The sequence below is a fragment of the Paenibacillus sp. FSL H8-0048 genome, from assembly GCF_038002825.1.
Lineage (GTDB): Bacteria > Bacillota > Bacilli > Paenibacillales > Paenibacillaceae > Paenibacillus_AQ.
The window spans coordinates 3,677,238-3,692,598 of record NZ_JBBODF010000001.1; the positions used below are offsets into that span (position 1 = coordinate 3,677,238).

The window sequence follows — 15,361 nt, forward strand, 5'->3', positions numbered from 1 at the left end:
CAGTAAGCCGTATCTCACAAGGTGGTGACTGATTTGGCTGGTGATTTTGTATTCTTGTCCGGTGTATTTGGTGCCGGGCTGTTATCGTTCTTCGCACCATGTATCCTGCCGCTGCTCCCGGTCTATGTGTCCTACTTGTCCGGGGGCATAGCAGGCAGTACGAATCAGGGAGCGGCTGACTCCGGCTCCTTCCGCTTCCGTTCTGTATTCATGCTGCGGACTCTGCTGTTTGTTCTTGGACTGTCCGTGGTCTTCATTCTACTTGGCTTCGGCTCCGGGGCCCTGGGCAATATCATTTCAAGCTCCAGGTTCATTGCCATCTGCGGAGCCATCGTTATCTTATTCGGGATTTATCAGACGGGATTCATTAAGCTGCCCTGGCTGGAACGCGAAAAAAAACTATCCAGCAATCGTGTGACAAAAGGCGGTTATATCGGAGCCTTCCTGCTCGGCCTGACGTTCAGCTTCGGCTGGACGCCCTGCATCGGCCCTGTACTGGCGGGCATTCTCAGCATCGCCGCCGGGGAAGGCTCCCCTGCTTATGGAGGATTCCTCATGCTTCTGTATACGCTGGGTCTGGCGATTCCCTTCCTGATCATGTCCGTCTTCTCAGACTATCTGCTGCAGCGGATTCGCCGCTTGTACAGATACATGGGAGGCATCAAGATAGCCTCCGGGCTTATGCTTATCGGGATGGGACTGCTGCTAATGACCGACCAGCTGAATACGATTGTCGGCTGGATTCAATAATGGGAGGAGGAATCAGGCATGAAGAAGCCATGGAAGTGGATGGGATATATACTGGTGATTGGCGGCTTGCTGTCGATCCTGGCCGCATGCGGCGCGAAGCCTGATGCAGGAGCAGGCAAGGCAGACTCTGCCGCAGCCATGAGCAAGGGGAAGCCTACACCAGCCTTCGCCTTGAACGATCTGAAGGGCGATTCACTCAAGCTGGAGGACCTGAAGGGCAAGAAGGTCTATGTGAAATATTGGGCCTCCTGGTGCTCCATCTGTCTGGCTGGTCTAGAGGAACTGAACACGCTGGCCGGCCAGGAGAAGGATTTCCAGGTGGTATCGATAGTAACCCCCGGCTACAAAGGCGAGAAATCCGCCAAGGAATTCACGGAATGGTTCAACAAGCAGTCGTATGACAATCTGACCGTGCTGCTGGATGAGGATGGGACATGGGCTAAGGAGTTTCAGGTACGGGCATATCCCAGCTCTTTTTATATCGATGAAGAGGGGTTGCTGGTGAAGTCCCTCCCGGGCCATGCCTCCAATGAACAGATTAAGGACACCTTCGCCGGAATAGACTCCGCTTCAGCCGCCGCCCCGGTGCCAGCGGTCACGACCACAAGTATAGCCGACAAGGATCTGCGTAACCTGTATCTGGCGGGCGGCTGCTTCTGGGGAGTGGAAGCGTATATGTCCCGCATTCAAGGGGTTCAGGATGTCACCTCCGGCTATGCCAACGGGGAAGGCGAGAGTCCAACCTATGAAGATGTCATTCGCGGGGACCGGGGGTTCGCGGAGACTGTGCATGTGAAGTATGATCCGAAGCAGGTAACGCTACAGCAATTGCTGGAGTCTTATTTCAAAGTGGTTGATCCGACCAGCCTGAATAAGCAAGGCAATGACAGAGGCGTTCAATACCGGACAGGAATCTACTATTCGTCCCCGGAGGATGCAGCCATCATCCAGCAGGCCGTAGCTGCGGAGCAGACGAAGTATGACAAGAAGATCGTAACGGAAGTCCTGCCGCTGAAGAACTATTATCTGGCGGAGGAATATCATCAGGATTACCTGGAGAAGAACCCGAACGGATACTGCCACATTGACTTAAGTATTCTGGATGAGCAAGAGCCGGTGATCGATCCGGCCCAATACCCGCGCCCTTCCGACGCAGAACTGAAGGAGCGGTTAACTGCCGATCAATACGCGGTAGCCGTCAATAATGACACGGAGCGTGCCTTCAGCAACGATTATTGGGATAACTACGAGCCTGGCCTGTATGTCGATATCGCCACCGGCCAGCCGCTTTTCTCCAGCAAGGATAAATATGATTCCGGTTGCGGGTGGCCCAGCTTCACGAGGCCCATTGCCCCGGAGGTAGTCACCTACGACACGGATACCAGCTTCGGCATGGAACGCACCGAGGTGCGCAGCCAATCCGGCGATATCCACCTGGGTCATGTCTTCGACGATGGTCCTGCGGACCGCGGCGGCAAACGCTACTGCATCAACAGCGCCTCCATCCGCTTCATCCCTCTCGACAAGATGGAAGCAGAGCATTACGGGTATTTAACGGGGCTGGTGGAGTAGATTAAGCGGAATCGTACAGATGAAGCAGCTCCTCTGTTAAAAAGATCGCCCTCCACTGGCTCATAAGCTGAGCCGTGTGGAGGGCGATTCTTGTCTATTTACTTGCGCCGATCAGCGAGCTCAACCGCTCCAGCAGATCACCGCCGCCTGTAACCGAGATGGAGCCGATCCGATCGCATATTTTCTCCAGGAATTCCAGCTCCTTGAGCCGGAACAGCGTCTGGTTCTCATCCATCAGCTTCGCCGTATTCAGCAGGCTGCGCGTCGAGGCTGTCTCTTCCCGGCGGGTGAGCAGGTTGGCCTGGGCTTTTTTCTCAGCGAGCAGTACGGTGTTCAGGATCTCCTTCATGTCTCCCGGCAGAATGACATCCTTCACGCCCGCCCCGAGGAAGCGCACCCCGAACTCTTCTTCCTTCTCCCGGATACGGTCCAGGATGAACGTCGCCACATCCTCCTTCCGCTTCAGCAGATCGTCCAATCTCAGCGTCCCGACATACTCCCGCAGCAAGAGCTGAAGCTGGATGTGAATCTGCTCCTCGAAATCCTTCAGCTCCAGCACACGGTGCGGACTTACGATCCGGTACTGGCAGACGAAGTTCAGGCGCAGCGTAACCTTATCTTCGGTCATCATCTCCTGGCCGAGCAGATCCATCTGCTGCTGTCTCAGATCGACCTTCTTGGTCAGCACCGAGACCGGTCCCTTCCAGAAGTAATATTTCCCCGGCGTAAGCTCCCGCTGAAGCGTATGATCATAGAACAGGAAACCCAGCTCGTGGCTGGCAATTTCGCAGCTCTGCAGGTGCGGCGTAATCCGCGCGATGATCGAGCGGTCGATTCCGGCGGGCAGCTCCGGCACACGGATGTCGGTGTGGACGAAGGTGTGCTTTTTGAGCAGATTCCAGAACGCATACACCCCCGGCTTGAGCACCTGCATGAATTGGCCATCCTCGTAGTGCAGCACCAGCTCATGATCCTGTACCCGAACCACATCCAGCTCCCGCAGCAGCTCATCATCCTGTAAGAACAACTGCAGGTCCTTCCCGCCAGCGCTAAAAGGCTTAGTTATATCCACTACTACCACAGTGTGCTGCGACCAGGAGAAATAACGGTAGGTTCCCGGCAGCAGCCGCTTCACATAACTTCCCTTATGAAAGAGCAGACCGCGCTGGTCCGCTTGAATTGTAATTGGCTTCAACATTGTATGTATTACCCCCTTCATGTGTTGACCAATGGATGACAGAATCCCGCTGCGGACCCGGACGGAATCACGCTTGAGACAGCCGCTCTGCCGGGAGATCCGGGAGGACTCTTGATACCTGAGACTAACCCAACCTTCAGCCAGCCTTCGTTCTCTTCTGTCCTTGCCCCAGTCTCCGCAAGCTTCCCTGCTGCCGGTATCCACGGATTACAAAGCCCTGCCACAGTAGCGCTATGCCAGCCGCCAGGGATTCTGTCCATTGGTTTCGTTACTCTGATTGTGCTTCAATAGTCGCTCGATGGAAATCGAGTAGTGTAACCAACATCGCTGTGAAGGCGATCGGGGAATCGAACCCCTTGTTTGCTCTTACCGAAGTCGGACCGTACAGGATACCGTAACATACATGCCGGTACTGCGGGATCGCCAGAGATCCCCGCCTCGTTACGCCCGCCCGGATAAGAACCGGATGTAGGATGAACGCGCCCGGCGTTATCTACAGGATCTATCATCGCTTAGATCAGGCGGAACGAACATGGCGGAAGTATTACGATGGAAGAATAAATTTCCAGAGGGGGGGAAGAGGCATGGACAACACGCCTGCGGCATCACCAATGTGGTCGGTTTAATACGAAAATAAAAGTACCGGAAAATGCGCAGCAGAACGGGTTTTGACAAAAAAAGACCCACCGCCCCAAAAAAACGTTTCGTTTTTTTTGAAAAAGGGAAGACTATTGGATAGGATTTAATTGCACGCTATATCCTAACTGCTGGATATAGTTCACGTACCTATCTAACGTGTTTTTCTTGGACGTCTCATCGCCTAGTGAGACGTCTATTTCTTGGTATGACCTCTTCTCCCGCATCAGGGCATGGAGGATTCGAATCAGCAAATGCGCGGTGGCGACGTTTGCTTTTTTATCGCCTCTTCTCTTACGTATTCGTCGAAAAAATTGGCCGATCCGGTTCGAGGAGCGAGAGTTCGCCCAAGCCGCCTGACACAAGGCCCCTTTCAGATGCTTGTTCCCTTGCATCGTTTTTGACTTTCTTCGCTTTCCCGCGCTTTCGTTGTTCCCTGGACACACCCCCGCCCATGATGCAAACTGCGCATCACTCGGGAACATTTCCGCGACATGCGGCCCCACTTCGGCAAAGATGGTCACGGCAGACGTCCGCTCAATTCCTGGAATGGAGTCAATTTGTTCAATCACCTCCAGGTACGGTTCTGCCTTCGCCTCGATTCGAGCTTCCAGCTCCGTGATCCTTTTCTCCAAATAGACCAAGTGGTCCCAGTGGTCTCGAATCATCTCGCGGTGATGACGGCGCAACTTGCCATTGAGCGCGTCTAGCAACTGCGGAACTTTCTTTTTCAAACGGGTTTTGACCAGGTTTTTAACGGTCCCTTCGTCGATGACCTCGCCGTCCATGATCTTCTGGAGCAGGCCCCGTCCCGAAACCCCATATAGATCGGACATAAAGGTGGTTAGCTTAATGTTGGCATCCTGCAGGATTTTGTGAATGCGGTTTTTCTCCGCCGTCACCGCCTGCACCATCTTACTCCGGTAACGGGTCAAGTCTCGCAAATCCCGGATGTCTTGTTCGGGCACCATACTGCCTTCAATGAGCCCGCAACGGTGCAATTGCGCTAACCAGCGCGCATCTTGCATGTCACTTTTTCGACCCGGCGTATTCTTTACCCGCTGGGCGTTGGCCAAGACCAGATCACAACTGCCCTCTAAGATGTTCCATACCGGTTTCCATAACACGCCCGTACTCTCCATCACCACCTCCCGACAGCCTTGTTCACTCAGCCAATCTTGCAGGCCTAGCAATTCTTTGGTTGTCGTCCCAAAGGTTTTCAGGTGACATTGGGGTTTCTGTTCGATCGGTCCTTTCAACACGCAGGCCACAACGGTTTCCTGGTGCACGTCCAGACCGGCGCAACACATACGTACAGCATCCATTCCAATCATCCTCCATCGTCAGCTTACAAATCATGCGCTCGAGTGAGTGTAATTTAATACACGTACTTTTGGGGGCTACAATAGGCGATGCTCGAAAAGCGCAATAGAACAGTTTTTCGCACGGGGTGTATCCCAGTAACCGTTTCCGCCCTTTGATTTGTATATGTAGTGTTGACGACTACAGCCTCTTTTAGAATGGATGCGACGGATGCCACCCACTTATTTTCATTCCTGGGGGTGACAAGGTCTCTGTCTTGTCATGCCTGTTTTTCGACCTTATCCCGCCACCGCGGTAGCGTCAAGAAGTTTGTGTAAGAGAGTAGAAGTACCTCCCCGGGGTTACGGCTTGGGGTGTAGTGTTTCTGGGGGGAGGGGGAACCCCGACCCCCAGAAACTGGATTTCTCTGCTATGTCTCTTCCGGTGTGGGCAAAGAGGGATAGCGTGTTTCGAATAGCTCTTTTAGCTTCTTTTTAACGGCATCCATGCCAAAGCCTTGGGCGACCCGCCCTGCATGACGTTCATTGTATTCCAGCATCTCCAGGTACACGATTTTCTCTGCCGCATCCATGTTCGTCAGACTGTTCATCGGTTTCAGACGCTTGCGGATTTCCTTGTTCATCCGTTCGATGGGGTTCGACGTGTAGATCGCTTTACGGATCGATTCCGGATACTTGTAGAACGTCAGGAGTGTGGATAACTGTTCCTCCCAGGACCTCATTTCCTTCGGATATAGCTTGTTCCACTTCGCTTTGACCGTATCAAAGTTAGCCCGGGCTACCACTTCATCCGGTGCGGTATATACGGTTTTCAACGCTTCAAGGACATCAGTTTTGTGCTCCATCCGGATTTTAGGGAACGTGGCCCGCACTTTGTGCACTACGCAATGCTGTACATCTGCCTGAGGATAGGTCTCTTTAAACGCCGCATCCAGCCCCGGTAGTCCGTCAAACACACCCAGCAGGACTTCCTGCGCTCCGCGGTCGTACAGGTCTTTGAGTACCTCCCGCCAGCCATTCGAACTCTCTTGGCCGCCCACGTAAAACCCGAGAATTTGACGCTGTCCCTCCTCGTCAATCCCCATCGCAAAGTAGACCACTTCGCCACGAACCGTGCCCCGTTTCAGCTTCACGTACAGCCCATCCAAGTAGATTACGGAGTACCGTTTGCTCAGGGGCCGTTTCTGCCACTGGTGGATATCGTCTAGCACCGTAGCCGTAATATTGCTGACCGTGGTGGGGGAGTAGTGGCTGCCAAACATACTTTCAATGAACCGGGCCACATCCCGCGTACCCATGCCCGATTTGTACATTTGGATGACGGCCTCTTCTAACCATCCGTCCCGCCGCTGGTACGGCTCAAACATCTGCGTCTGGAAAAGGCTTTGGCGGTCCCGGGGCACCTGAAGATCCTCGATATGGCCGTATTTCGTGTGTAAGTCTCGCGTATAGTAGCCATTGCGACTATTGCTGGCACCGGCTTCTTCACTCTCCATAAACCCCTGGATTTCGGCGCGCAACAGGCGTTCCATGTTGTCTTTCACAAAATCTTTAACAAGTTTTTCAAATAGATTATTCAGAGAACTTTCGGGTAAAATATTCATTGGTAGGGTTCCTCCTTGGTGGTTTCGCAATCCCGAGGATACCCTACTTTTTTGGTGTCTGACTAGACTCCAAATCTTGGTACACAACTTACTTTACGCCATCGCCACCGCACCTCCGCTGCACCGAATGTGGTCGGTTTTTCGACCTTATCCCGCCATCGCGCCTCCGCTGCACCGAATGTGGTCGGTTTTTCGACCTTATCCCGCCATCGCACCTCCGCTGTACCGAATGTGGTCGGTTTTTCGACCATATCTCGCCATCGTGCCTCCGCTGCACCGAATGTGGTCGGTTTTTCGACCTTATCCCGCCATCGCGCCTCCGCTGTACCGAATGTGGTCGGTTTTTCGACCTTATCCGTCTCCGGCCCAGATGACCACACGCAGCCCATTGTGTTCGGTGAAGTCATTCCAGAATATAGTCATCCTGCGCATGCTCCAAGACACTTATCCACATTGGAAGAAAACCGTAATTTCCTAAATTAATGAAAAAAAGCCCAAAGGCAGGTGGGAAGCCTGCTTTTGAGCTTGGTTAGGGATTCGGTTTGTGTATTCCATTCGTAATCCCTGTTGTTCATGTTCGGCATGTTCATTATCGCATTGCTTAATTCCCCATAAAGAAATAGGCCACCCTGGTCAAAGGAGACGGTCTATTTCTGCCTAAACCTATTACCGAGCCACCGCCCTTAAAAGTGGATACTGCTTCGAGAGTAGTGTATCGAGCACGGCTCTCTTTTTCATTATACTTTCTTCTGCCTATTGTACTACTCTCTCTAAACTTCTCATTAGTCTGAGCCTACTCATCCGGGAGATCCACTAGAAGAGTCTGCGCTGTTCGTATATTCAAATATTTCCATACATGGTATAATCGCTGAAGCAATAGAAAGGCTTATATGGGCGGCCGGCTAACTTCCCCGAAGGGAGGTGACGCCTGTGGAGGTATACCAAGCATTGACGCTAATGATTTCATTCGCGACTCTGGTTGTGTTGATTCTCTCTTTCCACAAAAAGAAATAGGCCGCCCCACGCAAAGGTAAGCGTCCTATTTCAATGGATATCCTTTTGAAGCCACCGCCCTTAAAAGCGGCTATTGCTCCGAGAGTCGTGTTAGCGCACGGCTCTCTTTGTATTCTACGTTTTTTCTGCCTTTACTATACCACAAATCAGTTCATAAAGTAAGAAAATGTATGAAGTTATCTACTGAAATACCCATCGTACTCCTTAAGAGCTTCCGGTGACTGCTTATCTCTCCAGGCCGTCCCGAATCTCCATCAGCAGCTTGCCCAGCATATTACCGCCTTGCCCGTCCCCGCCGTCTCCCCAATAGGCATCATTCGAAGTGTGCTCAACAAGGGTACAATCTCCGGTAGATAGCAGGATAGACTTGATTACAGGATGCTGTTCAACCTTGGCCATGAGCGCTTCACGCATCACCTGCACCTTACATTCCTCCCAATCCGGGCGCAGCGGCCGGTTCCGCTCCCGTCCCATCCTGGCGGCGATCATCGGCGTACTGGCGAGACGAATTTCCTCTTCATGCCCGGTTCCTGCGAACTTCTGCGCCTGGAAATAATGCTCCGTTGTCGCCCACTCTTTGCCCTTTAACAGAATCGGATACTTCGCAAAATTAGAAAAGCAGCCATAAGGCTTATCCGTCTCATAGAAACGTATCACACGCGCCTCTGGCTTAGCCGATAACCCTTCCTTTCTATGTTCATCATGCAGCTTCTGGATATGTTCCTGGTTGTCCATGGCAGGCCTGGCCTCCTTGTGTTTATTACTTGATCCTTGAATTGAAAATCACATAATCCGGCGCTGTGGGCACATTAATGGTGAATGACAGTGCACCCGCCTTAGGCGTCTCCTTCGAGGGACCGGGAAGCTGCCGGACGACGGCTTGGCCTTGGCTGTTCACAGCCACGAACTCCAAGCTGGATGCATCCCCGGCAATGACAAACCCGGAAGCGTTAATCACGCTCAGCGCCAGCCGGAAGCCTTTCCCATCAGCAGATTGTGTCAACAGTGTAGGGTAAAAAGGATTATGCTTCTCCCCAGGCACATCTCCAAACGGAGTCACGCTCTGCCACGGCTTGGCCTGCGGCAGCACCGTGTCACCCCGGCCCTGCACTATCAGTACATTGCGGTTAAGCACGTTAGACATGTTCTCCCATTTCAGCTTTTTCAGCCCGGTAAGGATCGGGTTCATCGGCGCAAACAGCACGCCATCCCGCAACTGCGGGGACACTCCCAGCGCTATTTTACTTCCATCTTTGGTTACCGCTGTGGCCTGACCCGCCCGCAGTTTCCCCACACTCTCCCCAAGCAGCGAGATCGTGGAGCTTTTGGTGGCAGCATCATAGGTCAGCTGTGCACCCAACGCACCTGCAAATGCACGAACCGGCACCATTAAATTACCTGCCTGGATATAGGGCGCCAGCTTGCCTGGAAACAGCACATATTGGTTGTTGAGCAGCAGCGGCCTGATCTGATTCCCTACTACCGGTGCAGCCTGCGCGGAAGCCTCCGTGTTTACGAGTGGCAGCAGACCAGCGCATAGCAGCATAATCAGGGTTTTCATAGCTAGCCGCAAGAATGGACGATGGCGTTGATTCATAACTCATCTCTCCTTTTATAGTGAATGAATTGAATGACCTAGAGTCTGCAATCTCCAGATCTCCGTTATATATTCCTAACTTCCACCACCCGACCCAAATCCACATACTCCTCATGATCCAGCTTCACCTTCACTCTACCCTTGCGGCGCTTCTCCCGCCATTCCCGCATCGCTTCCTCCGTCTCCAGCCGAAGCTCGGCAAGCTCCAAAGCACGGTCGAGAATGTATTTGCTGGTATGGAGCACTGTATAGATCCCTTGCCCACCTAACGCGATAGGATCAGCTAACCTCTTCCATTCTTCAATGGTGAACCGGACATACAATTCCTCTTCCGTACCCGGCCTGCAAGGAACCTCGGTAATCTCCTTACGCCGCAGCACCTTCCAATCCGCCACCTTGCCTACCCAGTGAATCCCGGTTTTGGGCGGATCAATGAACTTCTTGCGGGATTGGCACATCGCGATGTATTCGATCTGGGTCAGCAACTTCTGGCTGGCAAGATTCTTAAGCGGTATATGATAAAAAGCGTTCCGCAACGCCACCCCCACCTGCTCCGGCCCCCGCACCGATCCCACCAGCACATTCTTCCCCGCCAGCTTATCGGCATAATACTCCTTCGTGCCGCGCGGGCGTGTGGAGCGTTCGTAGGCCTTTTCCGGGCTGTCGCGGATGATCTCATCCAGGAATTGCTCCACCAGACCTGTGGCATTAGGCAGGAACGGAAAAGCACCAATGTTGAGCAGCTCAATGCTCCGGTAGAACGGGTGGCTCTTGAACCGCTCTTCATCCGTATAAGGGAATAACACATACGCCCCGAACATGCTGCGCTCATACTCCCCGGAGCTCTGCTCCTGATACACAATCGCATCCCGGTAGCGGTGCATCGTGTTGATGTCGTCCTCCTCCGGTCCGGGCTGCTTGTACCTTCTCTCATAGGGCGTGCCTGGATAGGCAGGATTCAAGCGGTACTTGGCGTCAAAAACATACTTGTACTCCTTCACCTGACCCGCATCCTTCTTCTTCAAGGTGAGCACATTATCCGGCCGCTGGCTCAGTGTCGGCGTCTGATCGGTACCCGGAATCGCGTTATAATACAGGATGAATTGCTCCCCGTTCACCGGGTTCTCATAGACCATCCTTGCGCTCTGCGAACGGTCCAGCGTGACGAAGATTCCGCTCCGGTTCACCCGGATGATATTCTGCTTCACCAGCTTATACTTCTGCCCCAGCAGCTGATTCAGCTTCAGGAAGCACCAGTATTCATAGAGCTGCGCGACATCCTTCATGGATAGCCGGAGAAGATCGGTTTGGATCGACAGGCCTTTAAGCAGCATGAGATAGAAGCGGTAGACCTCACGGTACCCAGGAGCCATTTGCAGCACCAATGTTACGGACATCTGCTTCATTACCCCCGCCTCACGCACAAAATCCATCTGCAGCACCCGGTCCATCTGCTTCAGCATGGAATCCAGTCTTGCCATCAGCAAGGGGTCTGAAGTTCGGCTATTCTCTCTCCAGCGGAGCTTCAGCTCCTTCAGCTTCCCGCGAACCCGTTCCAGCATCCAGCGGACGAAGCGGTTCTCATTCGTATCATAGGCGAGGCGCCTGCGCGTCTCCATGAGATGCGTGGCCGTGTAGCTGCGGTTACCGATCGTCAGGAACCCGTGCTTCGCATCCTCCCTTAACCGTTCAGGGTGCTTGGCGAGCTCGCGGATGTTCTCTTTTCCAGCTTGCTTGACCCGGCCCGCATCCATGAGCCTTCGTTCCTGGAGCAGCGCATAGTGAGGGTTCTTATTAATCCGCTCAACCGCATCCAGCAGCTGCCTTAAGATGTGCTGGAGGATCGTGAAGAATTCCGTCAGGCTCTGATGCGGGGTCTCCCGCAGCCCGGTGAGCTGGTAGGTCCGGCGCAGGAAGTCGAAGGCCAGATTATAGATCTGCGCATTCACCTCATGCAGAATGTTCTGGTAGTCCAGCTTGTAATCCATTTTCGACGGGAAAATCTCCATCTCCACCCGCAGCAGCACCCTCCCCGCTCCCCGAAGCTCCCATTCCGTCAGCCCGACCTCATTCCTGAAGTTCAGCACGCCCGCCAGAATCGAGTCCCCCAGCGGCTTCACCGCCTGCCGGAGCAGCACATTCTCATGATAGAACGTAAGACTCTCCACCTGCTTATGCTGAACCACCAGCTCGTAAGATTGCGTCTCATAAAAGCAAGGAAAAGCCGTCTCCCCCGGCACCCACTCCACCAGCCCATACGTTTCCGGCGAGAACACCTTAATCTGCACCTCACCCAGCCGCTCCGAGCAAGTGATGCCAAGCGTAGCCTCTACCCACTCCTGCTCTGAGGAACGATGCAATTGCAACGTCTCCACCGTAGGATGATAGGGCTTCCCCTGAAGATACAGCGTGAACAGCTCCGTCTCCACCCGCAGCAATTCTACCGCCTGGTCACGAGAGCCAGTATGAGGTGAATCCATCTTCCTCCAGCCTCCTCAGCATATACGCCAATTTGCGAGCGCTCTGCGGATGCTTCAGCCCAGGCGGAGTTTTCCCGCCAGCCCAGGCCAGATAGAGAGGCGATGCATCCTCCATAAGCGATTCCATATTGAACGATAAGCTCGTCCCATTGCCAATGGCCTCCTTGATCAGGCTCAGCAGAACCCGGCGCACCGAGGAGTGACTGCCTTGAATGCGCGGGAGAATCTTTTGCAGCAGCTGCCAGTCGAACGCCTCTTCCTCATCCATCAGGCCATAACGCTCGTTATAGATCATATAAAAGCACACCGCATCCCGCACCCGGAACCCCACATGAGCATGAATATCCTCCAGCAGCGCGTTGATCTTCACCAGCCTCCCGGTCGTCCGCACCACAAGCTCCTGATAAGGTTCGTAGGCATCTGCCAGCTTCAGATAATCCGAACGGACGAACAGATGATTCAGCTCCGTAAGCGCAGCAGGAACGTCTTCAGCCTGAGCCGCCTCTTGCGGATACTGCTGCAGATTGATGTAATTGAACTCCAGGGTGCTGGCGCGGTCGAGGACTTTTTTGCTAAAAGGGTGCGTGGTCTCGTCCATATTCACCGTCCCGATCAGGAACACATTCTCCGGGATGCCATGGCCGCCGTAGGTCCGCTCATCCTCAGGGTTCCCAAGCAACGCTGGAGAGATCAGGGCCTGTGTCTGAATCGCCCCCTCCTGCCACTCCTGCGTCTCCAGCACACTTAAGAGATCACTGAAATAATGCTCCACCCGGGCCAAGTTCATCTCATCCAAGCAGATAAAATACGGCTGATGCCGGTTCTCCGGCTGCCGCGCCTCCACGAACACCTGCATCACCGGTCCCGGCTGGAACCTGCCCGACAGATCCTTATACCCCAGCAGATCCGCAGGATCACTCCAATCCGGCCGCACCGGAATCAACCGGAACTGCCCATTATCCCTTGTCGCCCCCAGCGCCTCTGCGAACAGCTTCACCAGCCTCGTCTTCCCCGTCCCCGAGATCCCCGCCAGAATCACCAACGGCTTCGCCTTCAGCGACAGGTAGAAATTCTCGATCAGATGCTCCGGGAAAAAGAAGCCCTGGCGGCGGATGTGGGATTGGATGTGGTGGAGAAAACCTGAAATGCTAGTATCTGATGGTGGCAAAATAGGAATCACCTCACATAGGCTCTCCATATTGGAGGCAGCCTCTTCTTGATCTAGAATAGCGAAGTCAGGCCAATTCACTTCTGCCGTGAGCGATTGAAGTACTTGAAGCCCTTGTCTTGAGAAACGGAACAGATATCCCTGGTTGACTCCGCCTCCAGTATGGAGCGGTCCTTGGGTGATATTTAATTGCATGATTTGCTGATTGAATTGTTGCAACGCAATGGGCGGAATCAATTCTACATAAGTAGTGCGAATTAGCCGTCCCTCTTCCTGCCAACCTGTATTCGCCATGGAGCTTGGCTTAGGAGCTTCCACTGCCGCAGCAGTAACCTGACTTACATAACGAATAGCTTTGTTCGAGTAATGAAGAACGATATCGCCTTCCTGAACTTCCTTCATCGTCTCCCAGTGATAGAGTTTACGCCCTTGTGTATTCAGTAGAGGCGCCCACAGAATTCCCTCTTCCTTCTCCGCCTGAATAGAAGTCCCCTGATTAACCCACCACACACTAGGATTCGGCTGATAGGTAATGAACTCTAGACGGTATTCAAAAGGAACACCCGTCGCATAGAAATCTATGTATTCCGCTTGATCTTCGGGGACGACAACTTGGGGTTTCTTCACATCCACATCGGATTGTTGATTTTCTCTTTCTTGCATAATGTAAGAGTAAGAATGAGCGAAGACTTCAATTAGAAAATCCTTCAACCTCTGGTTTCCGTTATAGCGCAGCTGAAGAGCTTCCCGGCTAGCGGATGCTTGATCTATTTTAAATAGCTTGGCTTCGTATTCTCGATCTTCATAGATGAGCTTAACCTTTATACCTTCACCTAGAGTAGGCTGTTGACCTTGATTAGCTTCTAAGAAATCCGGATGAAACTCCACCGGAATATGAGTGCCATCACGAAAGATAGAAAAATCTACTTTCTTACGCCCGATTAACTTAGGAATCTCTGTATCCTTCCACCAGCTTCGTAGTTGTTTGATCATTTCGGTTAACTCCAGTCATAAGGATTTACAATATGTATGGTAATTCGACAATATGGGAAGGATTCCCTGCCAAAAAGAGCATAAGAAAAGGACTGTCGTATGAACAGCCCAAACGTGAATATGTTTATGTTGTCTATGTGCTTACTCCGAGAGAGCAGAAGGAGCATTAAAGGCATGTGCAAGCTGCATCCCATCCTTAAGTCCTTGAAGATATAGGCGTTCATAAAGAACGGATTGCTTTATAGAAAGCTTATCCTCCCAGTTTTCAAATTCTGGCCTATGCACAATATCCATAGAAGAAAATAATGCTTGAAAAGCTTCTCGCTCTTCATCAAAAGCTAGTCTAGGCTCAGATTGATGTTCAATTAATGCACTGACTTCGACCAAACGACATTGAATAGTTTCTATAAACCATGCTGGAAAGATCACAATATCTCCTCCAAGACAGAAGTTTAAACGAACGTACTATTATGAATATCCGTTCTTTTCTTGATAAATCTGATTTAAAAAATCATCAACTCTTCGGCTCCGTGCCTTCTCCTCCTCATAATTATGCGTCAGATTGCGCATTGCATCCTCACTTTCCTGGAAACCCATTATTATTAACCAGAGTCCTCAATTGGATACAACTCACAATACATTGAATTTTTCCACCTTTGAATCTTATCGATGCTTCATTTCGGCATCACCATTAGCCCCATTGTATACGATGAAAATATTTTTTTAATGCGAATATCGAATTTACATAAAATAAAATGATAAATGTTTGAATATCTATTCATCGTCTACAGGAAAAACGTTGCGCTAAGTTGCAAACCTCCGAATGAAGTCTCACCCCAACGAGTTTACTTGTATTCTGCCAAGATTAGGAGGTGTCATTGCAAAAAAGCTGGTTATTTGGGGATTAGGGAGTTGCCGGAAGGAGACGGGCGTAAATGATAGGCTCTTGCGGTGGACCCTGATGCTGTAAGAGATTCGGTACTTATAAGTACGTAACTTAACATACTAATGAAGCACTTCCGACTCA

At 52.1% G+C, this 15,361-nt stretch carries 12 protein-coding genes; 3 read left to right on the forward strand and 9 right to left on the reverse strand.

All coding sequences use genetic code 11. The features are described from left to right. Window positions 1–24 precede the first annotated feature (24 nt). Window positions 25–750: a cytochrome c biogenesis CcdA family protein gene (locus NSU18_RS15575; RefSeq protein ID WP_341151051.1), complete on the forward strand. Its 726-nt coding sequence runs from the start codon at window positions 25–27 to the stop codon at window positions 748–750. An 18-nt stretch (window positions 751–768) separates the two neighbouring features. Continuing rightward, window positions 769–2,322 (forward strand): bifunctional peptide-methionine (S)-S-oxide reductase MsrA/peptide-methionine (R)-S-oxide reductase MsrB, encoded by a 1,554-nt coding sequence (msrAB, locus tag NSU18_RS15580; RefSeq protein WP_341149453.1) that lies wholly within the window; start codon window positions 769–771, stop codon window positions 2,320–2,322. A gap of 94 nt (window positions 2,323–2,416) precedes the next feature. On the opposite strand, the gene NSU18_RS15585 is transcribed toward msrAB, so the two are convergent. From NSU18_RS15585 to NSU18_RS15600, 4 genes are all read right to left on the reverse strand, one after another. Then, window positions 2,417–3,520, reverse strand: a complete 1,104-nt coding sequence (locus NSU18_RS15585) for a slipin family protein (RefSeq protein ID WP_341149454.1) — start codon at window positions 3,518–3,520, stop codon at window positions 2,417–2,419. Between the two features lie 17 nt (window positions 3,521–3,537). Continuing rightward, complete coding sequence (locus tag NSU18_RS15590; protein WP_341149455.1) at window positions 3,538–3,780, reverse strand: hypothetical protein; 243 nt, start codon at window positions 3,778–3,780, stop codon at window positions 3,538–3,540. A gap of 468 nt (window positions 3,781–4,248) precedes the next feature. Next, window positions 4,249–5,481 carry an IS110 family transposase gene (locus NSU18_RS15595; RefSeq protein WP_341148273.1) on the reverse strand — a complete coding sequence of 411 codons (1,233 nt, stop codon included), beginning with the start codon at window positions 5,479–5,481 and terminating at the stop codon, window positions 4,249–4,251. A 407-nt stretch (window positions 5,482–5,888) separates the two neighbouring features. Continuing rightward, the gene (locus NSU18_RS15600) at window positions 5,889–7,082 is read right to left on the reverse strand and encodes an IS256 family transposase (protein WP_341149456.1); all 1,194 of its coding nucleotides are present in this window, start codon (window positions 7,080–7,082) and stop codon (window positions 5,889–5,891) included. Between the two features lie 930 nt (window positions 7,083–8,012). On the opposite strand from NSU18_RS15600, the gene NSU18_RS32405 reads away from it, so the two are divergent. Beyond that, the gene (locus tag NSU18_RS32405; RefSeq protein ID WP_367272796.1) at window positions 8,013–8,096 is read left to right on the forward strand and encodes a putative holin-like toxin; all 84 of its coding nucleotides are present in this window, start codon (window positions 8,013–8,015) and stop codon (window positions 8,094–8,096) included. Between the two features lie 225 nt (window positions 8,097–8,321). Here the strand turns inward: NSU18_RS32405 and NSU18_RS15605 are convergent, their stop codons facing one another. From NSU18_RS15605 to NSU18_RS15625, 5 genes are all read right to left on the reverse strand, one after another. Continuing rightward, the gene (locus tag NSU18_RS15605; protein ID WP_341149457.1) at window positions 8,322–8,831 is read right to left on the reverse strand and encodes an NADAR family protein; all 510 of its coding nucleotides are present in this window, start codon (window positions 8,829–8,831) and stop codon (window positions 8,322–8,324) included. 25 nt (window positions 8,832–8,856) lie between these two features. Continuing rightward, a complete protein-coding gene (locus NSU18_RS15610; RefSeq protein WP_341149458.1) occupies window positions 8,857–9,693 on the reverse strand; it encodes a copper amine oxidase N-terminal domain-containing protein in 837 nt (278 codons plus the stop codon). Between the two features lie 65 nt (window positions 9,694–9,758). After that, window positions 9,759–12,173 carry a restriction endonuclease-like protein gene (locus tag NSU18_RS15615; RefSeq protein WP_341149459.1) on the reverse strand — a complete coding sequence of 805 codons (2,415 nt, stop codon included), beginning with the start codon at window positions 12,171–12,173 and terminating at the stop codon, window positions 9,759–9,761. Next, complete coding sequence (locus NSU18_RS15620; RefSeq protein WP_341149460.1) at window positions 12,145–13,968, reverse strand: McrB family protein; 1,824 nt, start codon at window positions 13,966–13,968, stop codon at window positions 12,145–12,147. The genes NSU18_RS15615 and NSU18_RS15620 overlap by 29 nt, the downstream gene beginning before the upstream one ends. A 507-nt stretch (window positions 13,969–14,475) precedes the next feature. Continuing rightward, the gene (locus tag NSU18_RS15625) at window positions 14,476–14,763 is read right to left on the reverse strand and encodes a hypothetical protein (protein ID WP_341014488.1); all 288 of its coding nucleotides are present in this window, start codon (window positions 14,761–14,763) and stop codon (window positions 14,476–14,478) included. Window positions 14,764–15,361: the final 598 nt, after the last annotated feature.

What these genes read in the sequence shown, in the direction of transcription:
- NSU18_RS15595 (WP_341148273.1), bottom strand. Translation starts at nt 5,481, where the DNA reads ATGGATGCTGTACGTATGTGTTGCGCCGGTCTGGACGTGCACCAGGAA.
- NSU18_RS15590 (WP_341149455.1), bottom strand. Translation starts at nt 3,780, where the DNA reads ATGGACAGAATCCCTGGCGGCTGGCATAGCGCTACTGTGGCAGGGCTT.
- NSU18_RS15600 (WP_341149456.1), bottom strand. Translation starts at nt 7,082, where the DNA reads ATGAATATTTTACCCGAAAGTTCTCTGAATAATCTATTTGAAAAACTT.
- msrAB (WP_341149453.1), top strand. Translation starts at nt 769, where the DNA reads ATGAAGAAGCCATGGAAGTGGATGGGATATATACTGGTGATTGGCGGC.
- NSU18_RS15585 (WP_341149454.1), bottom strand. Translation starts at nt 3,520, where the DNA reads ATGTTGAAGCCAATTACAATTCAAGCGGACCAGCGCGGTCTGCTCTTT.
- NSU18_RS15610 (WP_341149458.1), bottom strand. Translation starts at nt 9,693, where the DNA reads ATGAATCAACGCCATCGTCCATTCTTGCGGCTAGCTATGAAAACCCTG.
- NSU18_RS15605 (WP_341149457.1), bottom strand. Translation starts at nt 8,831, where the DNA reads ATGGACAACCAGGAACATATCCAGAAGCTGCATGATGAACATAGAAAG.
- NSU18_RS15615 (WP_341149459.1), bottom strand. Translation starts at nt 12,173, where the DNA reads ATGGATTCACCTCATACTGGCTCTCGTGACCAGGCGGTAGAATTGCTG.